The 20748-nt window shown below is 58.1% G+C and carries 28 protein-coding genes; 14 read left to right on the forward strand and 14 right to left on the reverse strand.

Features of this window, described 5'->3' with window-relative positions; translation table 11 throughout:
• The first annotated feature begins 93 nt into the window (after positions 1-93).
• Genes F7R90_RS19625 through F7R90_RS19635 form a run of 3 tightly spaced genes read left to right on the forward strand, consistent with a single transcriptional unit; the run spans position 94 to position 1364 of the window.
• The gene (locus tag F7R90_RS19625) at positions 94-474 is read left to right on the forward strand and encodes a hypothetical protein (protein ID WP_225741335.1); all 381 of its coding nucleotides are present in this window, start codon (positions 94-96) and stop codon (positions 472-474) included.
• A 29-nt stretch (positions 475-503) separates the two neighbouring features.
• Positions 504-1181: an IS6 family transposase gene (locus tag F7R90_RS19630; RefSeq protein WP_158056525.1), complete on the forward strand. Its 678-nt coding sequence runs from the start codon at positions 504-506 to the stop codon at positions 1179-1181.
• 3 nt (positions 1182-1184) lie between these two features.
• Positions 1185-1364, forward strand: coding sequence for a hypothetical protein (locus tag F7R90_RS19635; protein ID WP_158059257.1), 180 nt, complete (start codon positions 1185-1187; stop codon positions 1362-1364).
• A 28-nt stretch (positions 1365-1392) separates the two neighbouring features.
• Here F7R90_RS19635 and F7R90_RS19640 read toward each other — a convergent pair whose 3' ends face one another.
• Both F7R90_RS19640 and F7R90_RS19645 read right to left on the reverse strand, forming a co-directional pair.
• Positions 1393-2190, reverse strand: coding sequence for a hypothetical protein (locus F7R90_RS19640; protein WP_225741336.1), 798 nt, complete (start codon positions 2188-2190; stop codon positions 1393-1395).
• Positions 2187-3404, reverse strand: a complete 1218-nt coding sequence (locus F7R90_RS19645; RefSeq protein WP_158059258.1) for a PQQ-binding-like beta-propeller repeat protein — start codon at positions 3402-3404, stop codon at positions 2187-2189. Before F7R90_RS19645 ends, F7R90_RS19640 begins: the two co-directional genes overlap by 4 nt.
• 350 nt (positions 3405-3754) lie before the next feature.
• Here F7R90_RS19645 and F7R90_RS19650 point away from each other — a divergent pair, with 350 nt between their 5' ends.
• Entirely contained in the window at positions 3755-4537 is a 783-nt protein-coding gene (locus tag F7R90_RS19650; protein ID WP_225741337.1) for a hypothetical protein, read from the forward strand.
• A gap of 33 nt (positions 4538-4570) precedes the next feature.
• Here F7R90_RS19650 and F7R90_RS19655 read toward each other — a convergent pair whose 3' ends face one another.
• The 3 genes from F7R90_RS19655 to F7R90_RS19665 form a co-directional block, all read right to left on the reverse strand.
• On the reverse strand, positions 4571-5530 hold the full coding sequence (locus tag F7R90_RS19655; protein ID WP_158059260.1) for a permease: 960 nt from the start codon (positions 5528-5530) through the stop codon (positions 4571-4573).
• Between the two features lie 30 nt (positions 5531-5560).
• Positions 5561-5851, reverse strand: a complete 291-nt coding sequence (locus F7R90_RS19660; RefSeq protein ID WP_158059261.1) for a hypothetical protein — start codon at positions 5849-5851, stop codon at positions 5561-5563.
• A 68-nt stretch (positions 5852-5919) separates the two neighbouring features.
• Positions 5920-6297, reverse strand: a complete 378-nt coding sequence (locus F7R90_RS19665) for an ArsR/SmtB family transcription factor (RefSeq protein WP_158059262.1) — start codon at positions 6295-6297, stop codon at positions 5920-5922.
• Positions 6298-6559: 262 nt separating this feature from the next.
• Here F7R90_RS19665 and F7R90_RS19670 point away from each other — a divergent pair, with 262 nt between their 5' ends.
• From F7R90_RS19670 to F7R90_RS19685, 5 genes are all read left to right on the forward strand, one after another.
• Positions 6560-7531 (forward strand): WD40/YVTN/BNR-like repeat-containing protein, encoded by a 972-nt coding sequence (locus F7R90_RS19670; protein WP_158059263.1) that lies wholly within the window; start codon positions 6560-6562, stop codon positions 7529-7531.
• A gap of 99 nt (positions 7532-7630) precedes the next feature.
• Positions 7631-8113, forward strand: a complete 483-nt coding sequence (locus F7R90_RS19675; RefSeq protein ID WP_158059264.1) for a universal stress protein — start codon at positions 7631-7633, stop codon at positions 8111-8113.
• Between the two features lie 127 nt (positions 8114-8240).
• Positions 8241-8387, forward strand: coding sequence for a DUF7560 family zinc ribbon protein (locus tag F7R90_RS22405; protein ID WP_192498473.1), 147 nt, complete (start codon positions 8241-8243; stop codon positions 8385-8387).
• Positions 8388-8499: 112 nt separating this feature from the next.
• Positions 8500-8823, forward strand: coding sequence for a hypothetical protein (locus F7R90_RS19680; RefSeq protein ID WP_158059265.1), 324 nt, complete (start codon positions 8500-8502; stop codon positions 8821-8823).
• A gap of 171 nt (positions 8824-8994) precedes the next feature.
• Positions 8995-9132 carry a DUF7560 family zinc ribbon protein gene (locus F7R90_RS19685; RefSeq protein WP_158059266.1) on the forward strand — a complete coding sequence of 46 codons (138 nt, stop codon included), beginning with the start codon at positions 8995-8997 and terminating at the stop codon, positions 9130-9132.
• Positions 9133-9180: 48 nt separating this feature from the next.
• Here the strand turns inward: F7R90_RS19685 and F7R90_RS19690 are convergent, their stop codons facing one another.
• A complete protein-coding gene (locus F7R90_RS19690) occupies positions 9181-9642 on the reverse strand; it encodes a pyridoxamine 5'-phosphate oxidase family protein (protein ID WP_158059267.1) in 462 nt (153 codons plus the stop codon).
• A gap of 100 nt (positions 9643-9742) precedes the next feature.
• Positions 9743-10387 carry a helix-turn-helix domain-containing protein gene (locus tag F7R90_RS19695; protein ID WP_158059268.1) on the reverse strand — a complete coding sequence of 215 codons (645 nt, stop codon included), beginning with the start codon at positions 10385-10387 and terminating at the stop codon, positions 9743-9745.
• 168 nt (positions 10388-10555) lie between these two features.
• On the opposite strand from F7R90_RS19695, the gene F7R90_RS19700 reads away from it, so the two are divergent.
• Together F7R90_RS19700 and F7R90_RS19705 are read left to right on the forward strand one after the other, a co-directional pair.
• The gene (locus F7R90_RS19700; protein WP_158059269.1) at positions 10556-10972 is read left to right on the forward strand and encodes a winged helix-turn-helix domain-containing protein; all 417 of its coding nucleotides are present in this window, start codon (positions 10556-10558) and stop codon (positions 10970-10972) included.
• Between the two features lie 5 nt (positions 10973-10977).
• Complete coding sequence (locus F7R90_RS19705; RefSeq protein WP_158059270.1) at positions 10978-11181, forward strand: hypothetical protein; 204 nt, start codon at positions 10978-10980, stop codon at positions 11179-11181.
• Positions 11182-11272: 91 nt separating this feature from the next.
• On the opposite strand, the gene F7R90_RS19710 is transcribed toward F7R90_RS19705, so the two are convergent.
• From F7R90_RS19710 to F7R90_RS22575, 4 genes are all read right to left on the reverse strand, one after another.
• Positions 11273-11893 carry a PH domain-containing protein gene (locus F7R90_RS19710; protein ID WP_158059271.1) on the reverse strand — a complete coding sequence of 207 codons (621 nt, stop codon included), beginning with the start codon at positions 11891-11893 and terminating at the stop codon, positions 11273-11275.
• A 126-nt stretch (positions 11894-12019) separates the two neighbouring features.
• On the reverse strand, positions 12020-12583 hold the full coding sequence (locus F7R90_RS19715) for a hypothetical protein (RefSeq protein ID WP_158059272.1): 564 nt from the start codon (positions 12581-12583) through the stop codon (positions 12020-12022).
• Positions 12584-12686: 103 nt separating this feature from the next.
• Positions 12687-12866, reverse strand: a complete 180-nt coding sequence (locus F7R90_RS19720) for a CPBP family glutamic-type intramembrane protease (RefSeq protein ID WP_368408569.1) — start codon at positions 12864-12866, stop codon at positions 12687-12689.
• Positions 12815-13144, reverse strand: coding sequence for a hypothetical protein (locus F7R90_RS22575; protein WP_225741338.1), 330 nt, complete (start codon positions 13142-13144; stop codon positions 12815-12817). Before F7R90_RS22575 ends, F7R90_RS19720 begins: the two co-directional genes overlap by 52 nt.
• 470 nt (positions 13145-13614) lie before the next feature.
• Here F7R90_RS22575 and F7R90_RS19725 point away from each other — a divergent pair, with 470 nt between their 5' ends.
• Positions 13615-14883, forward strand: a complete 1269-nt coding sequence (locus F7R90_RS19725; protein WP_225741339.1) for a tyrosine-type recombinase/integrase — start codon at positions 13615-13617, stop codon at positions 14881-14883.
• 103 nt (positions 14884-14986) lie between these two features.
• On the opposite strand, the gene F7R90_RS19730 is transcribed toward F7R90_RS19725, so the two are convergent.
• Entirely contained in the window at positions 14987-15613 is a 627-nt protein-coding gene (locus F7R90_RS19730) for a hypothetical protein (protein WP_158059274.1), read from the reverse strand.
• A gap of 426 nt (positions 15614-16039) precedes the next feature.
• On the opposite strand from F7R90_RS19730, the gene F7R90_RS19735 reads away from it, so the two are divergent.
• Positions 16040-16783 carry a DUF4396 domain-containing protein gene (locus tag F7R90_RS19735; RefSeq protein WP_158059275.1) on the forward strand — a complete coding sequence of 248 codons (744 nt, stop codon included), beginning with the start codon at positions 16040-16042 and terminating at the stop codon, positions 16781-16783.
• 67 nt (positions 16784-16850) lie between these two features.
• Entirely contained in the window at positions 16851-17774 is a 924-nt protein-coding gene (locus F7R90_RS19740; protein WP_225741340.1) for a hypothetical protein, read from the forward strand.
• Between the two features lie 44 nt (positions 17775-17818).
• Here F7R90_RS19740 and F7R90_RS19745 read toward each other — a convergent pair whose 3' ends face one another.
• Positions 17819-19219 carry a permease gene (locus F7R90_RS19745; protein ID WP_158059277.1) on the reverse strand — a complete coding sequence of 467 codons (1401 nt, stop codon included), beginning with the start codon at positions 19217-19219 and terminating at the stop codon, positions 17819-17821.
• A 460-nt stretch (positions 19220-19679) separates the two neighbouring features.
• Positions 19680-20690 (reverse strand): DUF4175 domain-containing protein, encoded by a 1011-nt coding sequence (locus F7R90_RS19750; RefSeq protein ID WP_158059278.1) that lies wholly within the window; start codon positions 20688-20690, stop codon positions 19680-19682.
• Positions 20691-20748 lie beyond the last annotated feature (58 nt).

Here is a 20748-nt window from a genome sequence, read left to right on the forward strand (position 1 = left end):
TCACCAGCTAACTGCGAGCGCAATGATATCCCGACATCTATTGAAGGACTGAAATGAATAGTTTATTTCTGTCGCGCACACTGTGCCTCTACTATGGCTCCTCGCCGAACGACCGTTATCCTCGCTGGCCTCGTCCTCCTCAGCGGTCTCTCCGTGGCGGCCGGAGAAGTTATCGACTCGCCGCCTACGATGACAGTCACGAACGAAGACGACACCACCTATCGGGTGACCGCATACACTGCAGAGAGTAGGCAGACCGCGATGCTCACGAACTTCGCAGTCACCACCAGAGATGGCGAACGGCGGGTCGCGACACTCTCCCAACTCTACTGGCCAGACGGATACCGGAACGTGACTCTCGCAGACGGTGGAATCCCAACTCGACAACTCACCGTCGAACCGGGCGATACTAAGCAAATGACCGTCGAGGAGTGGCAACCGGGTAACGGGCACTGTCTAGTTAGCGCGGTTTGAGAAGTGAGCAGGTTGTGCGGTTGGTTGGAATGAAACTCGCAAACCTGCTCAGAGAGACGTTAGACACGGCTACTCTTGAATGTTGGCAGCGGGAGCGGACGGCGACGCCCGTCAGGGCGTTCGCCGTCCGCCTCCACGCTGCCGGATGTTCGCTCAGAGAAACAGCAGCGATTCTTGGGCTCCTCGGCGTTGATCGGACGCATGGAGCGGTCTGGAGTTGGGTACATCGGTTAGCTGACAGCGTCGGCGACCCGCCGTCGGCGACGCCGACGCGGGTCGCGGTCGATGAGACCGCTGTCAGGATCGATGGTGAGTGGTCTTGGGTGTATGCTGCAATTGACCTCGACACAAAGCTGCTGCTCGATGCTGCCGTGTTTGGACGACGAGGCACTGATCCAGCGGCTGCGTTCCTCCACGGCCTCACCCAGAAACACGATTGTTCAGAAACTGTGTTTCTAGTCGATGGCTATGGATATCTGACTGCCCTCTCTCGATTAGAATTGAGCGGTCGGCTTGACTACACTGACCGAAACCAGATCGAAAAGTGGTTTCAGACCCTTAAGATGCGGATCGACCGCTTCCATTCGTCGTGGGTGGGCAGTCGGCGGAGCGTCCGCCAGTGGCTTGCGTCGTTCGTCCACTACTACAATGTTCAGCGACCGCACCAAGCACTCGATGAACGCACGCCAGCTGAGGAGGAAAACTAGACAGTGCCGGGTAACGTTACGGTCTACATCGTCGAGGACCTCGGTGACAACGAGACCCACGTTCACACAGACATCAAAACCTGCACTGAACGCCAGCAAGAGCATAGCCTGACACTCGAAGACGGTGGCTCAAGCGGGTTTTCGTCGTGTGCGTCCAATCTCGACTGGTTGCTTCCGAAGTAATTGACTCAGATTGTACGACCAGACTGGCTCATTTCCTACGCTCTGTGTGGCGTACCAGCACGGCGAGCGAGACCGCTTGCACAGTTCCGACGACTGCCGTGCTCAGAAACCCACCTGCGAGGGGAAGATGAGCCAACCCCCACGAGGAGAGTCCAAACACGAGACTCAGCCAGAACAGCGACCACCCCATGCCGCGTGACTTCCGAATGCTTTCCCGGAGTGCCGTCGAAAATGGTTTCCCTGCCGCCAACAGTCCGGGCACGAGGAAGACGCGGACTACTACGAGCGAGAAGACGACGATTGCTACCCCGCCGAGGAGTAGACTGCTGAAGTCGAGTGTCGGGTAGTCCAGCAGGTGAGGCGGAACCACCACTGCTGCGAAGAAGCCGAGGTAGCTGGCGAGCGAATCGAACTGTCGGTCAGTATTCAGGGCCCGAGTAATCGTAAGCCAACCAGCAAGCCCGACTGCTACGAAGACAATAGCTTCGAGTGCGACTGCACCGACCAAGTAGGGCGTTTGCAGGTCTACGAGCGCATCGACGTGTCTAACCGTTCGGGGCGTCCCACTCGGTACGATTGAAAACTCGATGTTGACCGTTTGTCCGAACGAGTCGGGCGTCGCCGCCGGAATCGGGTCCCAGTTTCGGAGCCAATCGGCAACTGCGACGAGGAGGCCTGCCACTGCGAACGGCACGACGAGAACTGGGTCGTCGCGGATACGCGTGCCCGCGGCTTTCAAGACAGGACCGGCAGTCGGCCGCCTGCTGGCACTTCGATTCGACTGGTCGGCGTTCTGAATCCGCTCGTGATCTGGCTCGGTGGTCACGTTGCTTCCTCCAGAGCGATGACTCGCTTGCGATTGGTGGCGTAGAGGACGCCGTCACCGACGATTGGTGTCGAGAGTGGGACTTGCGACGGCCGGTACTCGAACCGCTCTTCTCCCGTCGTCGCGTCGATGGCGACCAAGGCGTAGTTCGACCGGACGGCGTACACAACGCCGTCGGTTACGATTGGCGACGTTTCGCCATCGAACGGTGTTGTCCAGAGTGACTCGCCGGTTGCAAGTTCGAGTGCGTGCAACGATTCCTGCTCGTCGGCGACGAAGACAGTCCCGTTTGCGACTGCCGGTGTACTGTCGGTCACGTTCCCGCCGAGGTTCCGCTTCCAGATGGTCGAGCCATCGGTGGCATCGAGCAACCAGACCATCTCTCGGGCCTGCACGACGACACCCTGCTCGGTCGCTACGGGTGCGCTCAGTAACTGTTCGTCGAGTTCTCGTTGCCAGCGTTGCGCTCCGGTGTCGGTCCGGTAGGCAGTTGCTTGCTTCGGCCAGTTCGTGACGAAGACCACCCCGTCTTTGACCGCTGGGCGATTGAACTCGGCATTCGTCGCGTCGTCTTCGTGATGGGTTACCCGCCACTGGACGCCCCCACTATTTGCATTCAGCGCCGCGAGAGAGTTCGTCCCTGGAATTGCAGTGTAGATTGTCCCTTCGACAGTGACCGGCGGGACTGGATTTGGCGTGCTGAAAAACCCGCCCATCGGCGACTCGGGGCCCTCCCACCGCTCGGTCCCGATGGGTTCGTTCAGCAACGGTACGTCGAACCCGCCACCTGCGTTCAAGCCGAAGACGCCCGAAGACGAAGTCACCGCGAGCGTATCGGTCTGATAAACCGACGTGCTTGCACGTGCTGGAGTTGACTGATACGGCCCCTCGCGGCCGAACTGCTTGGTTCCAGTTTCGCTATCGAGTGCCAGCAGTCCATTCCCCACAGCGTAGATGGTATTCCCTCGCCGAATCGGTTGTGCGGCCCCGACGAACCAGTCTGTCGCGTCGTGTGACCAGGCGAGTTCGACGTCGTTCTTCGGGCCTGCTGCCGTGGGATGGTGGCCGGTACCTGCGGGGTCGTACCGGGCCATCGGCCACTCGTAGGAGGGTGTAGCTTGTGATTCTGTGCTACCGGCAACCCACGTACTCCCGAGCGACCCGGCGAGAGCAACCCCGGATAGACCGAGAAATCTTCGTCTGGAGGACTTCATCAATGGAACTGTTGCCTTGGTGTAAAAATTATTGGCGATATGAATTTTTACGTTCTGGACTGGGCAATATGGAACTCGGAGTTGTCAACACAAAACATATATCTGTTTTTATCAATCGATAACCTGTGAAACGTCGCGCCCTCCTCGCGCTACTCGGAACTGCCAGTGCCGGTTGCCTCGGAAATTCCTCGCAACGAAACACGACTACCTCACAGACGACTACGACTCACGGTGCGGTCGATACCACGACTCAAATACCCACCGCTGAAGCGGAACGTCCTCCCTGCGGGCAGTCGTCCAAAACGCGGGCTACCACCGCTACAACCCCGCCGTCGAATCTGGAGTACGAAGTGACGCAGTTGTCAGTCTCGACGACCTACGACCGACCGTCCGTCAAGTACATCCTCGAACCAGCATCGTTCTACTCTGAAGACGCCGTCGAACGTGAAGCGGAACGAACCGGAGAGAAGCAGACCGTGGTCCACATCTCGAAGGTCGAGTCACCCGAGGTCCGGACTGCAATCGAGACGGCGATTCAATCGGGAGCTTGGAAGTCGAACTCACTCCCGGATGGACTCGCCGACACAGTCGAGCGCGTAGACTTCTTCACCGGAGTCTCGAACGACGATACGTACACCCACATCGGAGTGGAGTTACATCGTCTCGACCCCAACGCTCCACCGGCGGTCGAATTCGATGCGCACATTTCGGATCCGTACGTCGCGCCAGGTAGTCCGGGAGCCATCGAGTTCGAACTGCAAAACACGAGTTCCCAAAAGCAGGAAATCTTCTCCGGAACGGTGCCGCCGTTCGGAATGCTCCATGCCCACGCTGAGACCGGCGAAGAGTCTCGGTTCCTGCTCTGGCGTAATTACGAGGAAGAAGGTTGCTTTACTCGTAGAGAGGACGGATGGATGCGATGTGACATCGGGAAAATTTCTCACTTAGAGCCATGTGAGAGCGTTTCCCGCCGTTACGAGATACTGCCGAGTTCGACCGACCATTATCCAGCGGAGACCACACCGCCGAGTACTGACGCGTATCGAACCTCCGGGTCAGTGAGCTACAGTACCGGCGGTGGCTCACCGAGTACGGGTCTCTCCTACGAGATTTCGTTCCAACTCGAAAGATAAGAAACACAGGCCATCCACTGACCCACAAGGACACTAAACAAGAAAGTAATTGAACGAAACTCCGACGACGATACCAATCGTCACAACAGTTCCCGCATAGATGAGCAACAACCGGCGCTCGAATAGTTTGCTGAGTAGAACCAAATTCGGAATGCTCACACCAGCACCGCCGATGACGAACGCCAGCACGGTCCCGATAGCAATTCCCTGTTCGCTGAGAGACGCCGCAATCGGGAGCATTCCACTGAGACTAACGTAGACTGGCGCACCTGCTATCGCAGCAAACGGCACGGCCAACGGATTTTCACGACCGAGGACAGCATGGACGAACTCGACAGGTACGACCCCATGAATGAGTGCCCCGATAGTAATCCCGAGAACCAGATACGGTAGCGTATCGACGAAAAACGACCATGCTTCACGTCCTGCTGTCTCAACACGTTGCTTGTGTGTCTGCTCTGTGGTCGTTTCGCCACACCCACAGGAGTCAACCGTGCCACCGTCTGTTGTGACGGTCTGGGCCGCGTCGGCCGTCGTCTGGATATCCTTGACGTAGTTGGACAAGCCCAACCGACCGATGATGATTCCACCGACGATAGCGGCCGTGAACGTGGTGACGACGTACAGGACTGTTACGTTGATTCCAAACACCCCGAGTAGGAGTACTACTGCAAGTTCGTTGACGAGCGGTGACGCAAGCAGGAACGAGAATGCGAGTCCGAGTGGCGCACCTGCCTGCAGAAGGCCGGCCAAGACGGGGATGGTAGAACACGAACAGAATGGCGTTACGGCTCCGAATCCTGCAGCGGCTACGTTCCCGAGTCCCTCGTCGAGTCCGTGGAGTTTCTGCTCGACTTTCTCTGGTGGAAGATACTCTTCGGCGAGTCCGACGAGGAACGACGCCCCGAGGAACAGTGGAACGAGGGTGAGCGACAGATGAACGAAGAAGTCCCAAGAATCGAGGAACGCACGCGGAAGTTCTGGGATACTCATTTGGGACTCCTCCGGCAGGTCGAAACGCGGTTAGTTTGGGTCATTGCTGGGTAGCTGAGTGACAGTGATGCGAGTTTTCCCGGCAATCTCGAAGGCGAGTTGTTGACACTCGTAATAACAGCGAGTCAGTCGGTGCGCTCCTCGCGCACTGAAGAAGAGTGCGATGCTCGTCGTGAGGACGACGATACCGGTTATTGGTTGGCTGAATATCCACAGTGCGATGGGAATTGCACCGACTAGCGCGTAGGTCACGAGGATGTTTTGCCAAGTTGGGTCGTCGTACTTCGGGTAGCTTCGCGGGCCGATTGGTGGTTTGGACATTCGTTAGCGAGTGTGATTGGGTTGGTCTACGTGGTCGATGCTCTGGACTGTTTGGGGGTTTGCTGGCCCTAAACGTCGGTATCGAGTGATCGAGTACCGTCGAGGACGCTGAGGAGCCGTTCGGCGCGTGGTGTCGTCGAGTAGTATCGCCATCGGCCCTCTTTTCGTCGCTCGACGAGCCCGGCACTGAACAGCCGTGAGAGGGCTTGACTAACCGCTCCTTGGCTGACGCCGAGCGTCGGCTCTAATTCACAGACACAGACTCCCTCGTCGCCGTCGGCGATGAGTCGGAGTGCTTCGTATCTGGTGTCGTTACCGAGGGTTGCGAGTATCTGGACGTCTGATGCTATCTCTGATTCTGTTAGTGAATGGTTGACTGGACAGCATTCGGGTGGTTGCTGGCGTTGCGTGTCTGGTGTCTCGTTGTCTGACTTCTGCCCACTCATTTTAGCACATGCTAATATTAGTGTCTTCTAATATAAGGGTTCTGGTGCCTCCTGTAATCCCCGGTAGGGCAGGAAATCAAGCAGTATACCGCCAAGTTCCTCCCTGCGAGTGCGGAATCCGGAGGCGGAAAGTGATAGCAAATTTGTTTCTGCCAACGGAGGTGTCGGGTAGATTCGAACACGCAACTCCCACAATTGGCGAAAATATTACAAAAATCACGTTCCGCGAACCCTTTAGTGACTGTTGGGTGAAACGACGAGCATGCTCGTAGCCGGAAGCGACGACGGCGTCTACCAACTTCGCGGCGTACTGGAATCTGGAAAGACCACCGCAGAGAAAGTCCTCGATGCAGGCCGCGTCATGCGCGTCCGTCAATTTGACGCAGTAGACGGCCTATTCGTTACCTCCGAAACCGGACTCTACCACTCCCACCATGGCGACGAATGGACGAATCTCGCGGTTCCCGAGGAGCACGTGTACGCTGTCGCGGTAGACCCAACTGGAGAGCGAGTGTACGCAGGGACCCGGCCCGCTCACCTCTACGTCTCCGACACAGTCCAACCAGTCGGTGGTGCAGTTGGTGACGATGCTGAGTGGCGGGAACTCGAAAGCTTTCAGGCGTTGCCTTCGCGGGACGAGTGGCGATTGCCGCGCCACGAGAACCTCGCACAAGTTCGGAGCCTCTGTACGCACCCCGACGCACCCGACCGTGTCGTCGCTGGCGTCGAAGTCGGTGGCGTTCATCTCAGCGACGACGGTGGCGAGCGTTGGGAAGAGCGCAGACAGGACGTTCACGACGACATCCACCATCTCCATCTCGCTGGTCCGGACGAGTTCGTCGCCGCCACTGGCTTCGGTCTGTATCGGTCCACGGACGCTGGCCAGTCGTGGACGCGCCTCGACGATGGCGACGACCACCGCTACTTCCGCGAAGCCTTCACTCACGACGGCGTCATCTACGCTGGCGGCGCACACGGCTCCTCCTCCACGTGGAACGAGGAGTCGGGGTATGCACTCTTCGAGTATCGAGACGGTTGCTTGCAGGCAGTCGAGTACCCCGTCCCCGACGAAGTTCCGCTCGGTTGGTGTACGGTAGATGAGAGGGTGGTGACCGCAACTCACCGAGGGACGTTGTTACGGAGGAGCGCAACTGGTTGGGAGCGAGTCGGGACAGTCCCGACGCCCGGAGAAGTTGGCGGTCGGTATCTTCCTCTCAGTTGGTTCGAGACGTAACCCCGATTTTTATCGACTCGTGGGGTTCACAGCGGTATTTCCACGCGACGAGAATCACGGGTGTAGTATATACTCTCTACGCACCCAGAATCGAACGTAATGTACGACAACGTGTTGCTCCCCACAGACGGAACCCCCGCGATGGAGGCGGTAATCGAACACGCCCGTAACGTCACCAATCAGCAGGACGGCTGCGTTCACGTCCTCTACGTCATCGACGACCGTGCGTTCCTCACACTCGACGACGAACGAATTCCGGACGTGGCGGACTCTCTTCGAGAAGAAGGTGTGAGTGCGGTCGGTACTGCGACCGAAGCACTGGCGAACGAGGACTTCGACGTGACCACCGAGATTCGAGAGGGCGACCCTGCAGACGAAATCCTCGCCGCTGCCGACGAACACGACGCCGACCTCGTCGTGATGGGCACCCACGGCGCGGACCCGACGCGGAACTTGCTCGGCAGCGTGTCTCGTAAAGTCGTCACGCTCTCTTCGACGCCAGTACTGACTATCGACGTTGCCGAACGAGAAGCGTCCGAGTCGTCGGTCCGCGTAGCGGCTGGGGCCGAAACGAGGAACTAACATCGAGATTTCAGTGCATCGGTTACTCTCCTCTCCGAGGTGACGACTCTTCGCGTCGAACCAGATTCTCAGTTGGTTAGAAAAAGGGAGACGGGTATATCCGAGAACGTCGTACTACAATTCAACGATGAGCACCACTGACAACTACACCTTCGCCTGTCCCGCGTGCGCGGAATCCATCTCCGTGAACGCTTCGATGCGGGCGGCGTTGCTCGACCAAGGTTGCGTCATCTGTGGGACGAGAGTGTCTCGAGACGCGTTCACGTCCGAGTGAGACGCCCGTTCCGGTCCACGAACGTCCGAACCCTCTCAATTAATAATTTTACTTAAACCTCCCCTCGTATCCGGGGATGCGCCCTATCTCGATAGGCCTACTATATTCTGCAATGGCCGCTCGAATGCTCACCGATGCAATGGTCCGGGCGCTCGCAGTGCAGGAGCGACGAGACTTTCTGAGCGCGCTTCAGCAGTACGACTCGACGGAAACGACTGACCTGCGAAATCTGCTTCCCCCCAACAGCGACGACCGAGGTCTTCAGGTCCGGATGTATCACACGCACCTGCCGTTACTCGACGACTTAGGCTACGTCAAGTGGGACTCGAAAACGAACGAGGTCGGCAAGGGAGTTCGATTCGAGGAATTAAAACCGATTCTTCGATTGGAGAGCGATTCGAACTCTGTGGCCCTAGGACAGCAAGGGAACGCGTGAGACCACTTGTCCGCGCACCGTCGGCCGACTGACCGTTACGCTCTCGGGTCGTCTGGCGTTCCTATCGCCTCCGCATCTGTCTACGCCGAGGAGAAACTCCTTTGCCCATCGCCCTACGAGGTCAATACAAGCAGACGCACGCCGAACGTTTAGACCCACATCGAACATATCATGACGAAATACGAATTCACGTGTCCCGAGTGTGGCCAGCAAATCGAGATAAACGACCCGATGCGCGAGGCTACACTGTCGAACGGGTGCCCTGTCTGTGGGGCCGCTGTCGCGGCCGAACACTTCGTAACGAGTTAGCGGAGACGACAATAGTTCTCGTCTGCTGACCGCTCCGTTTCGGTCGCGCTACGTTTCGTCTCGGTCTATCTCTGTCCGGCGGCCACTCAACTTCTCTGGGTCCAGTTTGTAGAGTCTGATGTTGAGGTCCTGTTTCGAGTTGCCCCAGATTTCGAACAGCGGTCGCTTCGCGTCGCCGTACTGCTCGATGTGGTCCACCGTCAACTCCTCGGGCTGAATCTCTTCGAGAGACCCGACGGCGACGACGCTCTCGTACGTCGCTCCCGAGTCGGACTCCTCGTACACGACGAGTCGAGCGCGCGGCGAGGAGGCAAGGTACTGTCGTTTCTCGCTCTCGGGCGTGGACACCAGTCGCATGAAGAACGTCTGCTCCGAGGAGTCGAACCCGTACGAAATCGGAATCGCGTACGGTTCGTCCGACTCCGCGAGCGACAGGACGCCGGTCTCGTGCTGACCGAGAAAGTCGTTGGTCATCGTCTCCGTCATCTCAGTTTTCTCGGCAAGTGGCATGGTCGTATCTCGACTGAGGATGCGTCGTGTCTTAAGCTATTTCCACTCGACTTCGTCTGACGGTGGTCTTCTCGCTCGCGCGCAGTCACCGTGACAGAGACTAGGCGGTATCGTCGAGTACGTCTCCCAGTAGCTTGCGCTGTGCCGTTACCAGATGCTCGGTGAACGTCGATTGGGAGATGCCGAGGTCCGACGCTATCTCCGTGGCGTTCGCTCGTTTCGGTCGCTCGAAGTAGCCACGCTCGTACGCGGTCTGCACTACTTCGAGTTGTCTGTCGGTGAGTTTTCCTCGATTGACGAACACACGGTCCTCCGGCAGGCCTTCGAGCGGCGGTTGGAGGAGCCGTTGCACGTCGATGTCCGAGAATCGGTCCCGGAACTCGGCGGTCACCTCCTGCAACTGGTCGAAGCTCTCGGCGTGAAAGACGAGCGTCAGGTCGCCGTCGTCCGCGACGTACCGGTGAACCGGACAGCCGAACTGCCCGAGACACTCGCACGGACAGCCTTCGTCGCCGTCGTGTACAGTTCGGTACAGACTCTCGGAGCCGTAGGAGAAGATGGGCTCGCTGTCGTCGTCGGTGTCTGCATCCGCCGCCAAGAACTCGGTGACTGTTTTCTCCGCTCCGGGCGATGCGACGCTTGTCGAAGTCTGGTCGATGACCGTGTCTACCGACTCCGAGAACTTCGCGATCGGACATCCGTCGGGGGAACTAAACTTCACCGTCGCTCGTATCCCGGATGCCATACGTACCGGGTCACGATTCGTCGTGACCTGTCTTTAGCGTAGTGGTATTCGAGACGAGTGGGAGCCCCTCGAATCGAGTGCCGTCGGAGCCCACGCTGGTGGGGGCATATAAAGCACCCCAGATATCGGTGGTCTACACTGGTTGCAATAGCCTCACTACTGTATTGTATGAGCCAATCGACGATAGCAGGTATTCGCCCCGACTTCCACAGCCACCCCGGAACGACCCAGACCGTAGTCGAATCGGAAGAACGGGTCGCTACGCTCCTCGAAACCCTCGACGACTCGGACTGCCGCACCGTCCTGAAAGCGACCAGCGACGAGTCGCTCTCTGCCCGGGAGATTTCGGAAGTCTGTGGCATCCCGCTCTCGACGACATACCGAAAACTCGACCTGCTCACCGAAGCGGGACTCCTCGAAGAGCGAACTCGCCTCCGCCGCTCTGGAAAGCACACCAGCGAGTACGCCCGACAGGTAGACGACATCACCGTCTCGGTGGACGCCGACAGCGGTTTCGAACTGACGGTCACCCAGCGCGAGACGCAGACGCAAGTCGGCGGGTCGTCGGTCGCCGGAGGACAGTGATTCCTGTGGCAACCTCTACGGAACGCACCGACCAACTCGGCGAGCTATTTGAATCGGTCACTGGTCAATCGACGATTACCGAACCACAGCACGACGACCACACGATTCGATTGGGCGAGCAGACGGAAGCGACCGTCTCGGCGTACGTCACCGCCGTGACGCGAGCCGATGGACTCGATGATGCCGTTCAAGCCCCGGAACGGTACTAAACCGCGCTTTTTCTCGCTCTCTTCTCTCGCGTTGTTTCTCGTTCTCCCCCTCGTCGAGTTCGCTTTCTGCTGACGTAGAAATGAACTCGTCTCAGACGGTACGACCTTGCTCCAGTAGCTCTCGGATGCGCCGCAGTTCGGCGAGTACTTCGGGCGTCTCGGCCGTCGGTTCGCTTCGGGGAGTCGAGTTCTCTCGGCCGGGCGCGTCGGTTTCGCCGCTCTCGGTCGCTTCGGGCGGCCGCCGTCGCGTCTTCGCCAGTATCTGGTCTTTGATGGCTTCGTAGTCGCTGACGCCGTCGATAGTCAGTTCTGCTCCCATCTGGCCGCCGTAGCCTGCGGTGTGGATGCCGACTTGTCCGGCATCGACGAGTCGTTGAATCGGTCCTTGGGTGGCGTCCACGTTCGTAACTCGGTTGTACGGGACCGTCGTCTTCTGTTGGAAGAACACCCCACGTCGGAACTCGATTTCCTGGTCGGTGAACCGGTAGTCGGCGGTCCGGAAGAACGCCGGAATCCACCACGTCATGAAGCCGAAGGCGACGAGGAGGCTCGCTCCGACGACTAGCACTACCCACTCTGAAATCTCCCAGAGGATACCGCTGTAGGCCAGGGCACCGACGACCACAGCGACGACTGCGAGGGAGACGAGTTCGTAGGTGAAGTAGTACACCTTGAGCTTCTCCGGCTTGAACCACTCGTTTTCGGGTCTCATACCTCAACAGACGCTCTCTAACGTATTGGACCGCTGTGGTGGCTCTCGACTAGTGAGAATCAGAAGTAGACAGTACAACCGTCGTTCGCCGACTCGCTTCGGAGACGGTACCGCCGTCCGTTCCTGCTACTCGGCGAACGTCGCCCGGAGTCCCCCGATTAGCAATCTGTCGAGCGCGTAGCTCGCCACGCCGAAGGAGAGGAAGAAGACGACCATCACTGCGAAGTCCTCGGGGACGAACGCCGTGACGTCGATAGTAACGACGACCGGAATCAGTGACACTGCCGTCTCGATACCGCGGTCGAAGGTCCACGCCGCGACGGTACCCCCGACCAGCGCGAGTACGAGGTACAGGAGTGCTTCCGTCTCGGTGGGAGTGCCGCGACGACGGCTACTGGGCGTGATGGCGTCGTGAGTGATCACGCCGAGTGCCGCCAGTTGACGGCGTATCTGGTCGATACTGGTCACGACGAAGACGAACCAGAGTGCGAGTGCCAGTCCCAGTCTCACGAGCGACGGCGAGACGCTCGGGAGTACGGTCGGAATCACGTCCACGAACGTCGGCGTCGCACGGTCTACGAGGACGTAGAACATGACGAAACCGAGGAGCGCGTCGATGGGGCCGTACGCCGGGATGGCAGGCCTGTCCCGAGCGTCTCGACGTGACTCGGAATCTGCGTACGTATTCATGTGAACGGAGACGCGCTACAGTAGCATCAATGGCGTCGCTGAATCTCGGGTCGTGAGAGTCGCCTTCCCAGTCGCGTCAGTCGGAGAGAAATTTTGGGTACTCTCACGCGAGTCCCATGCTGAACACGACGTACGCGAGGACGAGTAACGTCGCGTTGTACGCGCCGTGAACGACTGCGTTGACGAGCAGGTTTCGCGTTCGTTCGTAGACGAACCCGAACACGACCGATGTCACGAAGAGACTGCCCAGCAGGACCATCTTGCCGACGAACGGCCCGACCATCGTGAGGTAGTGAATCGCAGCGAACGCGAGTGACGCCAGTACGACTGCCGTCGTCTGGGGAGTACCTCGCGCATCGTCTCTTGGACGATTCCGCGGAAGAACAGTTCCTCCATGGGTCCGATGAGGACGAACGAGAGGGCGGCGATGACAAATAGGATGGTCGGGTTGGCGTCACCGGCCACGCTGATACCACTGCGTGCGAGGGGGACGCCCGCGACCACTGCCGTGATCACGACTCCGAAGTAGAGAACGACGACGGTCAGCGTGCTCCCGCCCATCCAGCCGAGGTCCCGAAGCGTCGGACGACGGACGTGGACGTAGTCAGCCGAGAGGCCGCTTGAGGTAGGCCCACGTCGAGACCGAGGAAAAGCGCGAGTGGAAGTGCCTGACTGAACGCGAGACCGAGGAGAGCGACCACTACGGCGAACGCGACGACGAGCACCAGACTTCGGAGTGTCCGAGCAGCGACGCCGACGAGACTCGAATCGCAGTGACGGGGCACGCGGAATTTTAGTATAGCAATATATGGTTCACACGTTGCGGGGCCACCTCGCCATGATTTTTCGTGGGTCTAACAGACCAGTGTAGTCCGACAGACCCACAGAACTATAACGTAACGCACGAAACGCCTGAAACGACCGATTATGGGAAGCTTGAATCCACTATTTGGGACAGCAGACCGGCTCCCTTCCTCGACTTTCGGCCGACAGCGGAATCCCAGACTCAGTCACCCCAGAGGTGTCAGATTGTGAGCGAATCTACCGTCGAATCGCCGTTCGACGACGTCCGCTGGACGACGCTCGATAGAGAGGGCTTCATCGACCTCTACTGGTCGAGGGTCGCGCCCCGCCTCAGAACCGACGGCTACGACCCGGAAACTCACAAACCCACGCACCAGTGGTTCCGTGACCGAGGTCTCAGGGGGTTTCTCGCCGCACTCCGTCGGCACCACGACCGCTCGTTCGGCGAGTTCTGGAGCGACGACCTCGAACTCGGAACCGACGAATCGGGGTACGACTGGGACACCGACGACACCGCGACTATCGACGCCCTCGACGGGTTCGTGGCAAGTCGTCGCTCGCGTCACGACCTGACTGAATCCTCTCTCTCTGCCAAACGCCGTCGTCTCAATCTCTACGCGCGTGCGTATCGACGCGCGAACAGCACCGACGACCTGCTCTCGCCGGTCGCTCGTGACGCCGATTCCCCCACCTACGAGGCGGTCGATGCCTGTTACGCCGCCTTCGACTGGCTCAACGAACAGGGGTACAGTGCCCGAACGAAGATGCGAGTCCGCGGCGTGGTCGATTCGTGGTACCAACACCTCGTGGGCCGCCGACTCGCGGCGACCAACCCGGCATCCGGTCTCTACGACGAGTTCAAGTGGAAGCCCGAGCGCTCGGACCCCTCGCGTCTCGACGCCGACCACGTCCGACGACTCGTCAAGACTGCGGGAGACCCCCGAGAACGACTGTTGGTCGTCGCGCTCGCTGGGTGGGGACTGCGTGCAAACGAAGTCGCCGCCCTCCACGTCTCGCAACTCGTTCGCGACGGCGAGGAAGACGTGCCGTACCTCACATTCGAGGAACGAAAGAACGGACCGGGCGAAGTCAACGTCCTGTACGGACTTTCGACGCTCGACGCGCGAATCGACGAACTCGCGTCGCGAGACGACTGGGCAGGCTATCTCTTCCCGTCGAAACAGGGGGCCGACCCCCACGTGACGAGAGAGCGGGTGTGGACGTGGTTCCGTGACCTCGCAGAACGCGCCGAGTTGCCCGCGAAAATCGACGGCGAACAGCCGAGTCCGCAACTCTGCCGTCGGTTTTGGTACGACACGTACACCTCGGTTCTCGGAGCCGTTTTGGATGGTCTCGAAGAAATTGCGGCTGAACAGGGCAGCGACGACCCGCAAGTCGTGATGACGAACTACCTCTCAGACGAACGCGCGCGGCGCGTTCGACGTGAGTTCATGCGGACGGAGCTGGCGGCGGCGTTCGAGTCCGAGGCCTCGTAGCTCACGCCCGTAAACTACATGCCGATATACAGTAAATGTCGGTCACGTACTGCGAGTCGTCCCCAACTTCGTGAAGTTCTGGAAAGACGGTGAATGACGACGCTCACACGTCACTCGTCGATTCGAGGTCCGCCCACAAGAGGTAGCTAAGAACACCGATGAGTAGGATTTGTGCAACCTTGTCGAGTAAGCCGAAACTCTGGAGATGGGGCATTCCACTTTCCCACCAAAGGGCGATTTGTGCCGCCACGTACGGAATCCCCAGAGCGTAGAGTAGTCGTCGGTTCACGCCCAAGAAAAACAGGACGACTGCGCCGACGAATCCGAGACCAGCGAGGAGCATCTTCAACTCACTGTGCTGGACGAAGAGATAGAGATGCACTGCTGCACTGACCAGAATCAGCCCGATTGCTGTTAGTTCTCCCCCACCGAAATCGAGGAGTCGGTCTCGCTGTTTCCCGAACCAGTACGCCGGGGCGGTCGGAACTGCGGCGAGTGCGACCAATCCAACGATGCTTTTCACCCAACCCAACGAACTGCCGTCGTCGTTGTGACTGGTTTCTTCGCCACCCTCTCCCGCGTGATGCCCGTCACTATGCTCACTCGTCGTTTCAGCAGTTGTCGTCCCATGATTTTCGTCTGCGATAGCTGCACCACTGGAGATGACGAGTAGCATTGCCATCACGACGAGCAACTTCGAAGCCTGTCGCCGTAGCTTGTGAACTCCCATATTCAACTCGTGATTCGAGGTTCGAAAATAATACTATCAGGGTAGTAAGCGTCGTTCAGTGCCCACTGACCCCGTTTATTTAGTGTCTAAATCTCAGTGTGGTTCGAACTCAGTGTGGTTCGGGAACGAACGCGCCGAAGCGATGAGGAGTAGTCTACAGCCACTGCTTTTCGGCCCAGTTGTTTCATGTCGATAGGAAAGCCTTCGAGTGGAGTGGGTAAATGCAGGTTTCGTAAACACCGGCGTACAATCCGTCTAGTGTACAAATTCGATCGCAAGCGATGGTAGCACACAGATACCGGTTTTCATCGTCAGCCACAATACTATAGTTGCATCTCCACTATTGTACGACTGTACTGCGGTGCAAGAGTCGATTCGCTAATTAGAACGTCAGATCAGTGACTTCAGTTGGAGGATTCAGTTACGATGTCGGCCAACTCAATACTTAAACAGATTGAGCACGCGCTCGCACCAGTTCGGACATTGCTCAAGCCCGTCCTCTCGGACCCGATGATTCTCGGCGCGTGGGCGATTGTCGTCCTCGCGTGCATCGGAGTCCTCTGGCGGGATATCAGGAAACGTAATCAGGCACTCCCGTCACTGATGAAGGGTGTTTGGGCGCTCGTCGTGCTGTACTCGGGACCGTTCGGACTCGCCATCTACTGGTACTCCGGCCGGTCCCAAATCAGCCATGACTCGCTATGGCGGCGTGGGTTCCGCTCGACGGCCCACTGCTACTCGGGGTGCGGAGCAGGAGAAGTCACCGGGTTCGCAGTGCTCGCTGGCCTGCTCGCTTTGCAGAGTACGCTCCTCGTTACTGCGGGGACGTTCACACTCGCGTACATCTTCGGCTACGCACTCACCGTCGGACCGCTCATGCAGGAGGGCGTCGGCTTTCAGGAAGCGATGTTGGATGCACTCTACAGCGAGACACCGAGTATCACGATAATGGAAATTGCCGCAATCGGGACCGACCTCCTGATCGCTAGTCAGGCGCACATAAGCGACCCGCTGTTCTGGGGTGCGCTCGTCTTTTCGCTGTCGGTCGGGTTCGTCTTCGCGTTCCCGGTCAACGCCATCCTCGTCTACTTCGGTGTCAAAGAAGGCATGAAGAATCCTGCCGAGATGGGTCAAAGCCAGCAGAGTAGCGGGGCACACGCCAGCGACTAACCCTAGTAGAATGTCCGCAGAAACAATTGGGAGTCGGTCGGTGACTCGTGTCGGTCGCTGGGTACTAATGACCGGTAACCGGACCCGTGTCGCGGGTGCGCTGTTGCTCGCTATCTTCGGCGTACTCGTAGGGCTTGCATTCGTTGGTTTAGTTCCGCGCGTGCCGTCTACCCCGATGTACTTCCTCTTCAGCGCGATTATCGGCGGCAATCTCACGCTCATCACCGTCGTCTTGTCCATCAATCAACTCGTCCTCTCGCGGGAACTCGGTGCACCGGGCGACCTGAACCGACGGATTCGAGAGGCAGTCAAGTATCGTGATCAGGTTGCGGACACTACGAATTCGACTCCGATTCCGTATTCTCCCGCCGACTTCCTACTTCATCTTCACGAGACACTTACGGACCAAGCGATAGCGCTTCGAGAGTCAACGTCACCAGACCACGATGAGAGGCTGAACGACCGCGTCGCTGACCTCGTCGGGAGCCTCACGAGTGACGCCGAAAACGTGACGCGGACGTTAGATACGACCGCAGTGGATATCTTCGCCGTCATCGAGGCGACGCTCGGGACGAACCACGCCGAACAACTATACGAGATTACGGCAATCGAAGCAGAGTTCGACCAACTAACGGACGAACAGCGACGACTACTGGAACAACTTCACGAGCAACTACTCCACATCGACACTGCTCGGAAGTACTATCGAACCATCTACGTCGAGAAAGAACTCTCGTTACTCTCCCGAGTGCTGTTGTACGTCGGCGTCCCCGCAGAAGTTCTCTCGGCCATCCTCCTCGCAATCTACGGTGCTATCGGCTCCGGGCCGCCAGCACCGGACTGGCTACTCCCGCTCGCTCTGGTTACCACGACGTTCGGGTTCGCTCCGCTAGCCATCCTCTTCGCGTACGTCCTTCGATTGTCTTGGGTCGCACAACTAAACACGTCTATCGCACCGTTCTCGGCCACGAAAGACGACAGTCGATTGTGACCTGAGAAGGAGTTTGACGACGGTATCGGTTCTTGCGCTGTCACTCAGTGGTGTTCGTGTCCCTGCGCGACACCGCCTTCATTGACTTCTGGTCGTCTGTGAAACTCGGCAGGTGCTTTCTCGAACGACCATTTGCACGTCTTCGAACAGAAGTAGAACGTTTCGCCTTGGTGGGTGATACTCGGCCCGTCATCTCTGGTTCGCATCCCACACACCGGGTCACGGTACTGTCCCGGCGCGCCGAGTCCGCGGCGGTAGACGTAGAGGAGAAACCCAGAGAGAGCGAACGCAATCAGGTTGAGATGGAAGGTGTAATTGAACTCGAAATACGTCTGCTCGGTTGCCGTCTGTCCACCAGCCAGATTCGGGACGATACCGAGCGCGTCGAATAGTTGTTCCATGAGAAAACCTGTGAACGCCATCGTCACGAAGAAGACGCTGAGAATGTAAGCCATCACCTTCCAGCCGTAGTACTTCCGATAGACGTTCAGGACGGGAATCGTGATGAGGTCGGCGTAGACGAACGCGATGACACCTGCAAAGCTGATGCCGCCACCCCACAGTGCGACGGCGAACGGGACGTTGCCCATGCTCCCGACGAAGCTAATCACGGCGATTGTCACCCCCATGACTGCGTTCTCAGCACTCGCCAGCAGGCTATCGCCTTGCAAGAAGAGCGCGTTCCAGACCCACTGGGGGACGAACACGATGACGAAGCCGGAGACGAGGAATCCTGCGATAACGTCCTTGTAGAGCATCGACCACTCCTTGCGGTACTGGTTCCCGACCTTGTACCAGCCGCCCCACGACAACAGTTCGTCTCGCCACCCACCACTACTCGCTATCTCCTGCTCGTAGGTCTCCATACACCCCGCAGAACAGAACTTGCGTGTCTCACCACCATCGGTCACGAACGAGAACTCGTCTTTGCCCTCCATTCCACAGGTCGGGTCTTCGGTGATACCCTGTTCGTAGTCACGGTGATTGAGTGCGTCACGAGCCTCCGCAAACAACGATTCGGGGAGCGTCAGATGAACGAGGAGTGCCATCACCACGATGAGGATGAGGCCACCGAGGAGTTCGGCGACGAGAAACTCCCACCCAAGCAGAATCAGAATCATGAGGCCGAGTTCGACGATGAGATTCGTCGAGGCGAACATAAATGCGAGGACGTTCACAGCGTGCGCTCCCTTCTTGAACAGGCCCTTGCCGATTGCGACGGCTCCGAAGCTACAACCACTACTCGCCGCACCGAACACCGTCGCTCTCGTAAGTCCACCGAGGTCGTCGTCCCCAAGCACTCGTGCCATCCGCTCTTTCGAGACGTACACTTGGACGAGACTCGTAATGACGAGGCCCATGATGATCGCCCACGCGGCCGTCCAGAGGAATCCGATGCCGATGCGCAGCGCTTCGAGGATGCCATCAGCGAGAGCGGATTGCATGGCTACAGTATCGACGGCATCCGATTTGCCAGTTGCTCTTCGGAAGGTGAAGATGTCACTGTGGAAATTTAGGTTTCAAAGCCGTAATTAAACGGGACCTCGCCCCAGAATTCTTTCGGTCGGCTGCCGAGCTGGTACTGTTGATTTAGTACTGGCTCTCGTGGTGTTTTCGAGTCGGTTGTTTTTGTGAACTCCAGCAGAATAGTACCCGTTTGTTCGCTTTAGTCTTCGAAACGCTCGGATAAATCTTGGTAGTAGGGTGCAGGCTTTCGAATAATATCGACCAGGCACGAGCCTTGGAGATGACGAACGTTACCGAGCACAACGACATTGACGCCTTTGGCCTCAAGAATCAGATTTGACTTCTCTTTCAACGTATCTTCGTGGAGAGCCAAAGCGGACGCAAGAAGCCCTCGGGGCGTGAGAAAGTGAAAGAACGTCTCGATTGATCGCAGGATAACTAGTAAGCAGTTGTCGTCGTGTTCTGCACTGAGTTTTGAACGCGGACCGTTGCACTGTCCGCTACCGGAGTCTCGTTGACCCTGTACGGACCATCACCATCAGGGAAGTCGAACAGCTCGTTTCCGTTACTGTCCCGGTGAAGCATCGCAGTAAGTGTCTGGCCCTCAGCAGTCCCGAGTTGGCGCGAGAATTGAGCCATCAGTACGTGCATTCGTGCGAAGTCGCGGGTTTGATTTCGCATCAGTGCTCGCATCTGTTCGGGGTCGTGCGTCTCGTTGAGCATCAGTTGGAGCATGCGCGTCTCCCGGGCTTCCGTCCGGTTCAGCAATCGCATCATCTCTTGCATCTGCGACTGGGTTACGTTCCTGCTTGCCCGCATGGTCTCCATCATCTCCTGCATCTGCTGGAAATCACCAGTCTGGTTACTCATGAGTTCAAGCATGCGTGGATGCACCGACTGATTCATCATCTGGTGCATCAGCCGGTGGCGCTCTTGGTCTTCGACCGCCTCGTGCATGTGTTCGTGCATCTGCTGTCGAGTCTGATTCTGCATCATTCTCTGTCCCATCGTCTGGTTCATCATCATGAACATCCGCTGTTCACGGGTCTGCGTCTGATTCAGCAACCCACGCATCCGAGCCATCTGTGCCGGAATTTGGACGTTCGACTCGACTATCGTAACGGGAACGGTAACGTTCTCATAGTATCCTGCAGGAAGGTAGTCACTGTAGCCGACGACGGCCCCACTCTCGTTGTGAATAGCGATGAAACCACCCGCTGGAAGCCCCGCAGAACTCACCGTTACGGTCGTTCCATTCGTGGTTTGGTTCTCGAAGGTGACGTTCGATTGGTTCGAGTCTTGTTCGAGAACCGCGTGCTGCGATAGTTGTTCATCGACTGAATCCGAACTCGTCTGAGCTGTACTCCCTACGGCGATGGTACTTCCTCCTGCAACGAGGAGTACGGTGAGTGTCACTGCAGTTAGTTGGACAGCGTTTAATCGTGTCATTATTCCCCTCACCAAGGAAACTCGTCGTCAGTCATCAATAAATAGGCAACGGCACTAC

It is taken from the genome of Halorussus halophilus (genome assembly GCF_008831545.1).
GTDB classification, from domain to species: domain Archaea; phylum Halobacteriota; class Halobacteria; order Halobacteriales; family Haladaptataceae; genus Halorussus; species Halorussus halophilus.

What these genes read in the sequence shown, in the direction of transcription:
- F7R90_RS19700 (WP_158059269.1), top strand. Translation starts at nt 10,556, where the DNA reads ATGAGCCAATCGACGATAGCAGGTATTCGCCCCGACTTCCACAGCCAC.
- F7R90_RS19750 (WP_158059278.1), bottom strand. Translation starts at nt 20,690, where the DNA reads ATGACACGATTAAACGCTGTCCAACTAACTGCAGTGACACTCACCGTA.
- F7R90_RS19735 (WP_158059275.1), top strand. Translation starts at nt 16,040, where the DNA reads ATGTCGGCCAACTCAATACTTAAACAGATTGAGCACGCGCTCGCACCA.
- F7R90_RS19655 (WP_158059260.1), bottom strand. Translation starts at nt 5,530, where the DNA reads ATGAGTATCCCAGAACTTCCGCGTGCGTTCCTCGATTCTTGGGACTTC.
- F7R90_RS19715 (WP_158059272.1), bottom strand. Translation starts at nt 12,583, where the DNA reads ATGAATACGTACGCAGATTCCGAGTCACGTCGAGACGCTCGGGACAGG.
- F7R90_RS19690 (WP_158059267.1), bottom strand. Translation starts at nt 9,642, where the DNA reads ATGCCACTTGCCGAGAAAACTGAGATGACGGAGACGATGACCAACGAC.
- F7R90_RS19670 (WP_158059263.1), top strand. Translation starts at nt 6,560, where the DNA reads ATGCTCGTAGCCGGAAGCGACGACGGCGTCTACCAACTTCGCGGCGTA.
- F7R90_RS19730 (WP_158059274.1), bottom strand. Translation starts at nt 15,613, where the DNA reads ATGGGAGTTCACAAGCTACGGCGACAGGCTTCGAAGTTGCTCGTCGTG.
- F7R90_RS19680 (WP_158059265.1), top strand. Translation starts at nt 8,500, where the DNA reads ATGGCCGCTCGAATGCTCACCGATGCAATGGTCCGGGCGCTCGCAGTG.
- F7R90_RS22405 (WP_192498473.1), top strand. Translation starts at nt 8,241, where the DNA reads ATGAGCACCACTGACAACTACACCTTCGCCTGTCCCGCGTGCGCGGAA.
- F7R90_RS19675 (WP_158059264.1), top strand. Translation starts at nt 7,631, where the DNA reads ATGTACGACAACGTGTTGCTCCCCACAGACGGAACCCCCGCGATGGAG.
- F7R90_RS19625 (WP_225741335.1), top strand. Translation starts at nt 94, where the DNA reads ATGGCTCCTCGCCGAACGACCGTTATCCTCGCTGGCCTCGTCCTCCTC.
- F7R90_RS19665 (WP_158059262.1), bottom strand. Translation starts at nt 6,297, where the DNA reads ATGAGTGGGCAGAAGTCAGACAACGAGACACCAGACACGCAACGCCAG.
- F7R90_RS22575 (WP_225741338.1), bottom strand. Translation starts at nt 13,144, where the DNA reads ATGGGCGGGAGCACGCTGACCGTCGTCGTTCTCTACTTCGGAGTCGTG.
- F7R90_RS19645 (WP_158059258.1), bottom strand. Translation starts at nt 3,404, where the DNA reads ATGAAGTCCTCCAGACGAAGATTTCTCGGTCTATCCGGGGTTGCTCTC.
- F7R90_RS19630 (WP_158056525.1), top strand. Translation starts at nt 504, where the DNA reads ATGAAACTCGCAAACCTGCTCAGAGAGACGTTAGACACGGCTACTCTT.
- F7R90_RS19710 (WP_158059271.1), bottom strand. Translation starts at nt 11,893, where the DNA reads ATGAGACCCGAAAACGAGTGGTTCAAGCCGGAGAAGCTCAAGGTGTAC.
- F7R90_RS19685 (WP_158059266.1), top strand. Translation starts at nt 8,995, where the DNA reads ATGACGAAATACGAATTCACGTGTCCCGAGTGTGGCCAGCAAATCGAG.
- F7R90_RS19695 (WP_158059268.1), bottom strand. Translation starts at nt 10,387, where the DNA reads ATGGCATCCGGGATACGAGCGACGGTGAAGTTTAGTTCCCCCGACGGA.
- F7R90_RS19720 (WP_368408569.1), bottom strand. Translation starts at nt 12,866, where the DNA reads ATGGTCGGGCCGTTCGTCGGCAAGATGGTCCTGCTGGGCAGTCTCTTC.
- F7R90_RS19660 (WP_158059261.1), bottom strand. Translation starts at nt 5,851, where the DNA reads ATGTCCAAACCACCAATCGGCCCGCGAAGCTACCCGAAGTACGACGAC.
- F7R90_RS19740 (WP_225741340.1), top strand. Translation starts at nt 16,851, where the DNA reads ATGACCGGTAACCGGACCCGTGTCGCGGGTGCGCTGTTGCTCGCTATC.
- F7R90_RS19745 (WP_158059277.1), bottom strand. Translation starts at nt 19,219, where the DNA reads ATGCAATCCGCTCTCGCTGATGGCATCCTCGAAGCGCTGCGCATCGGC.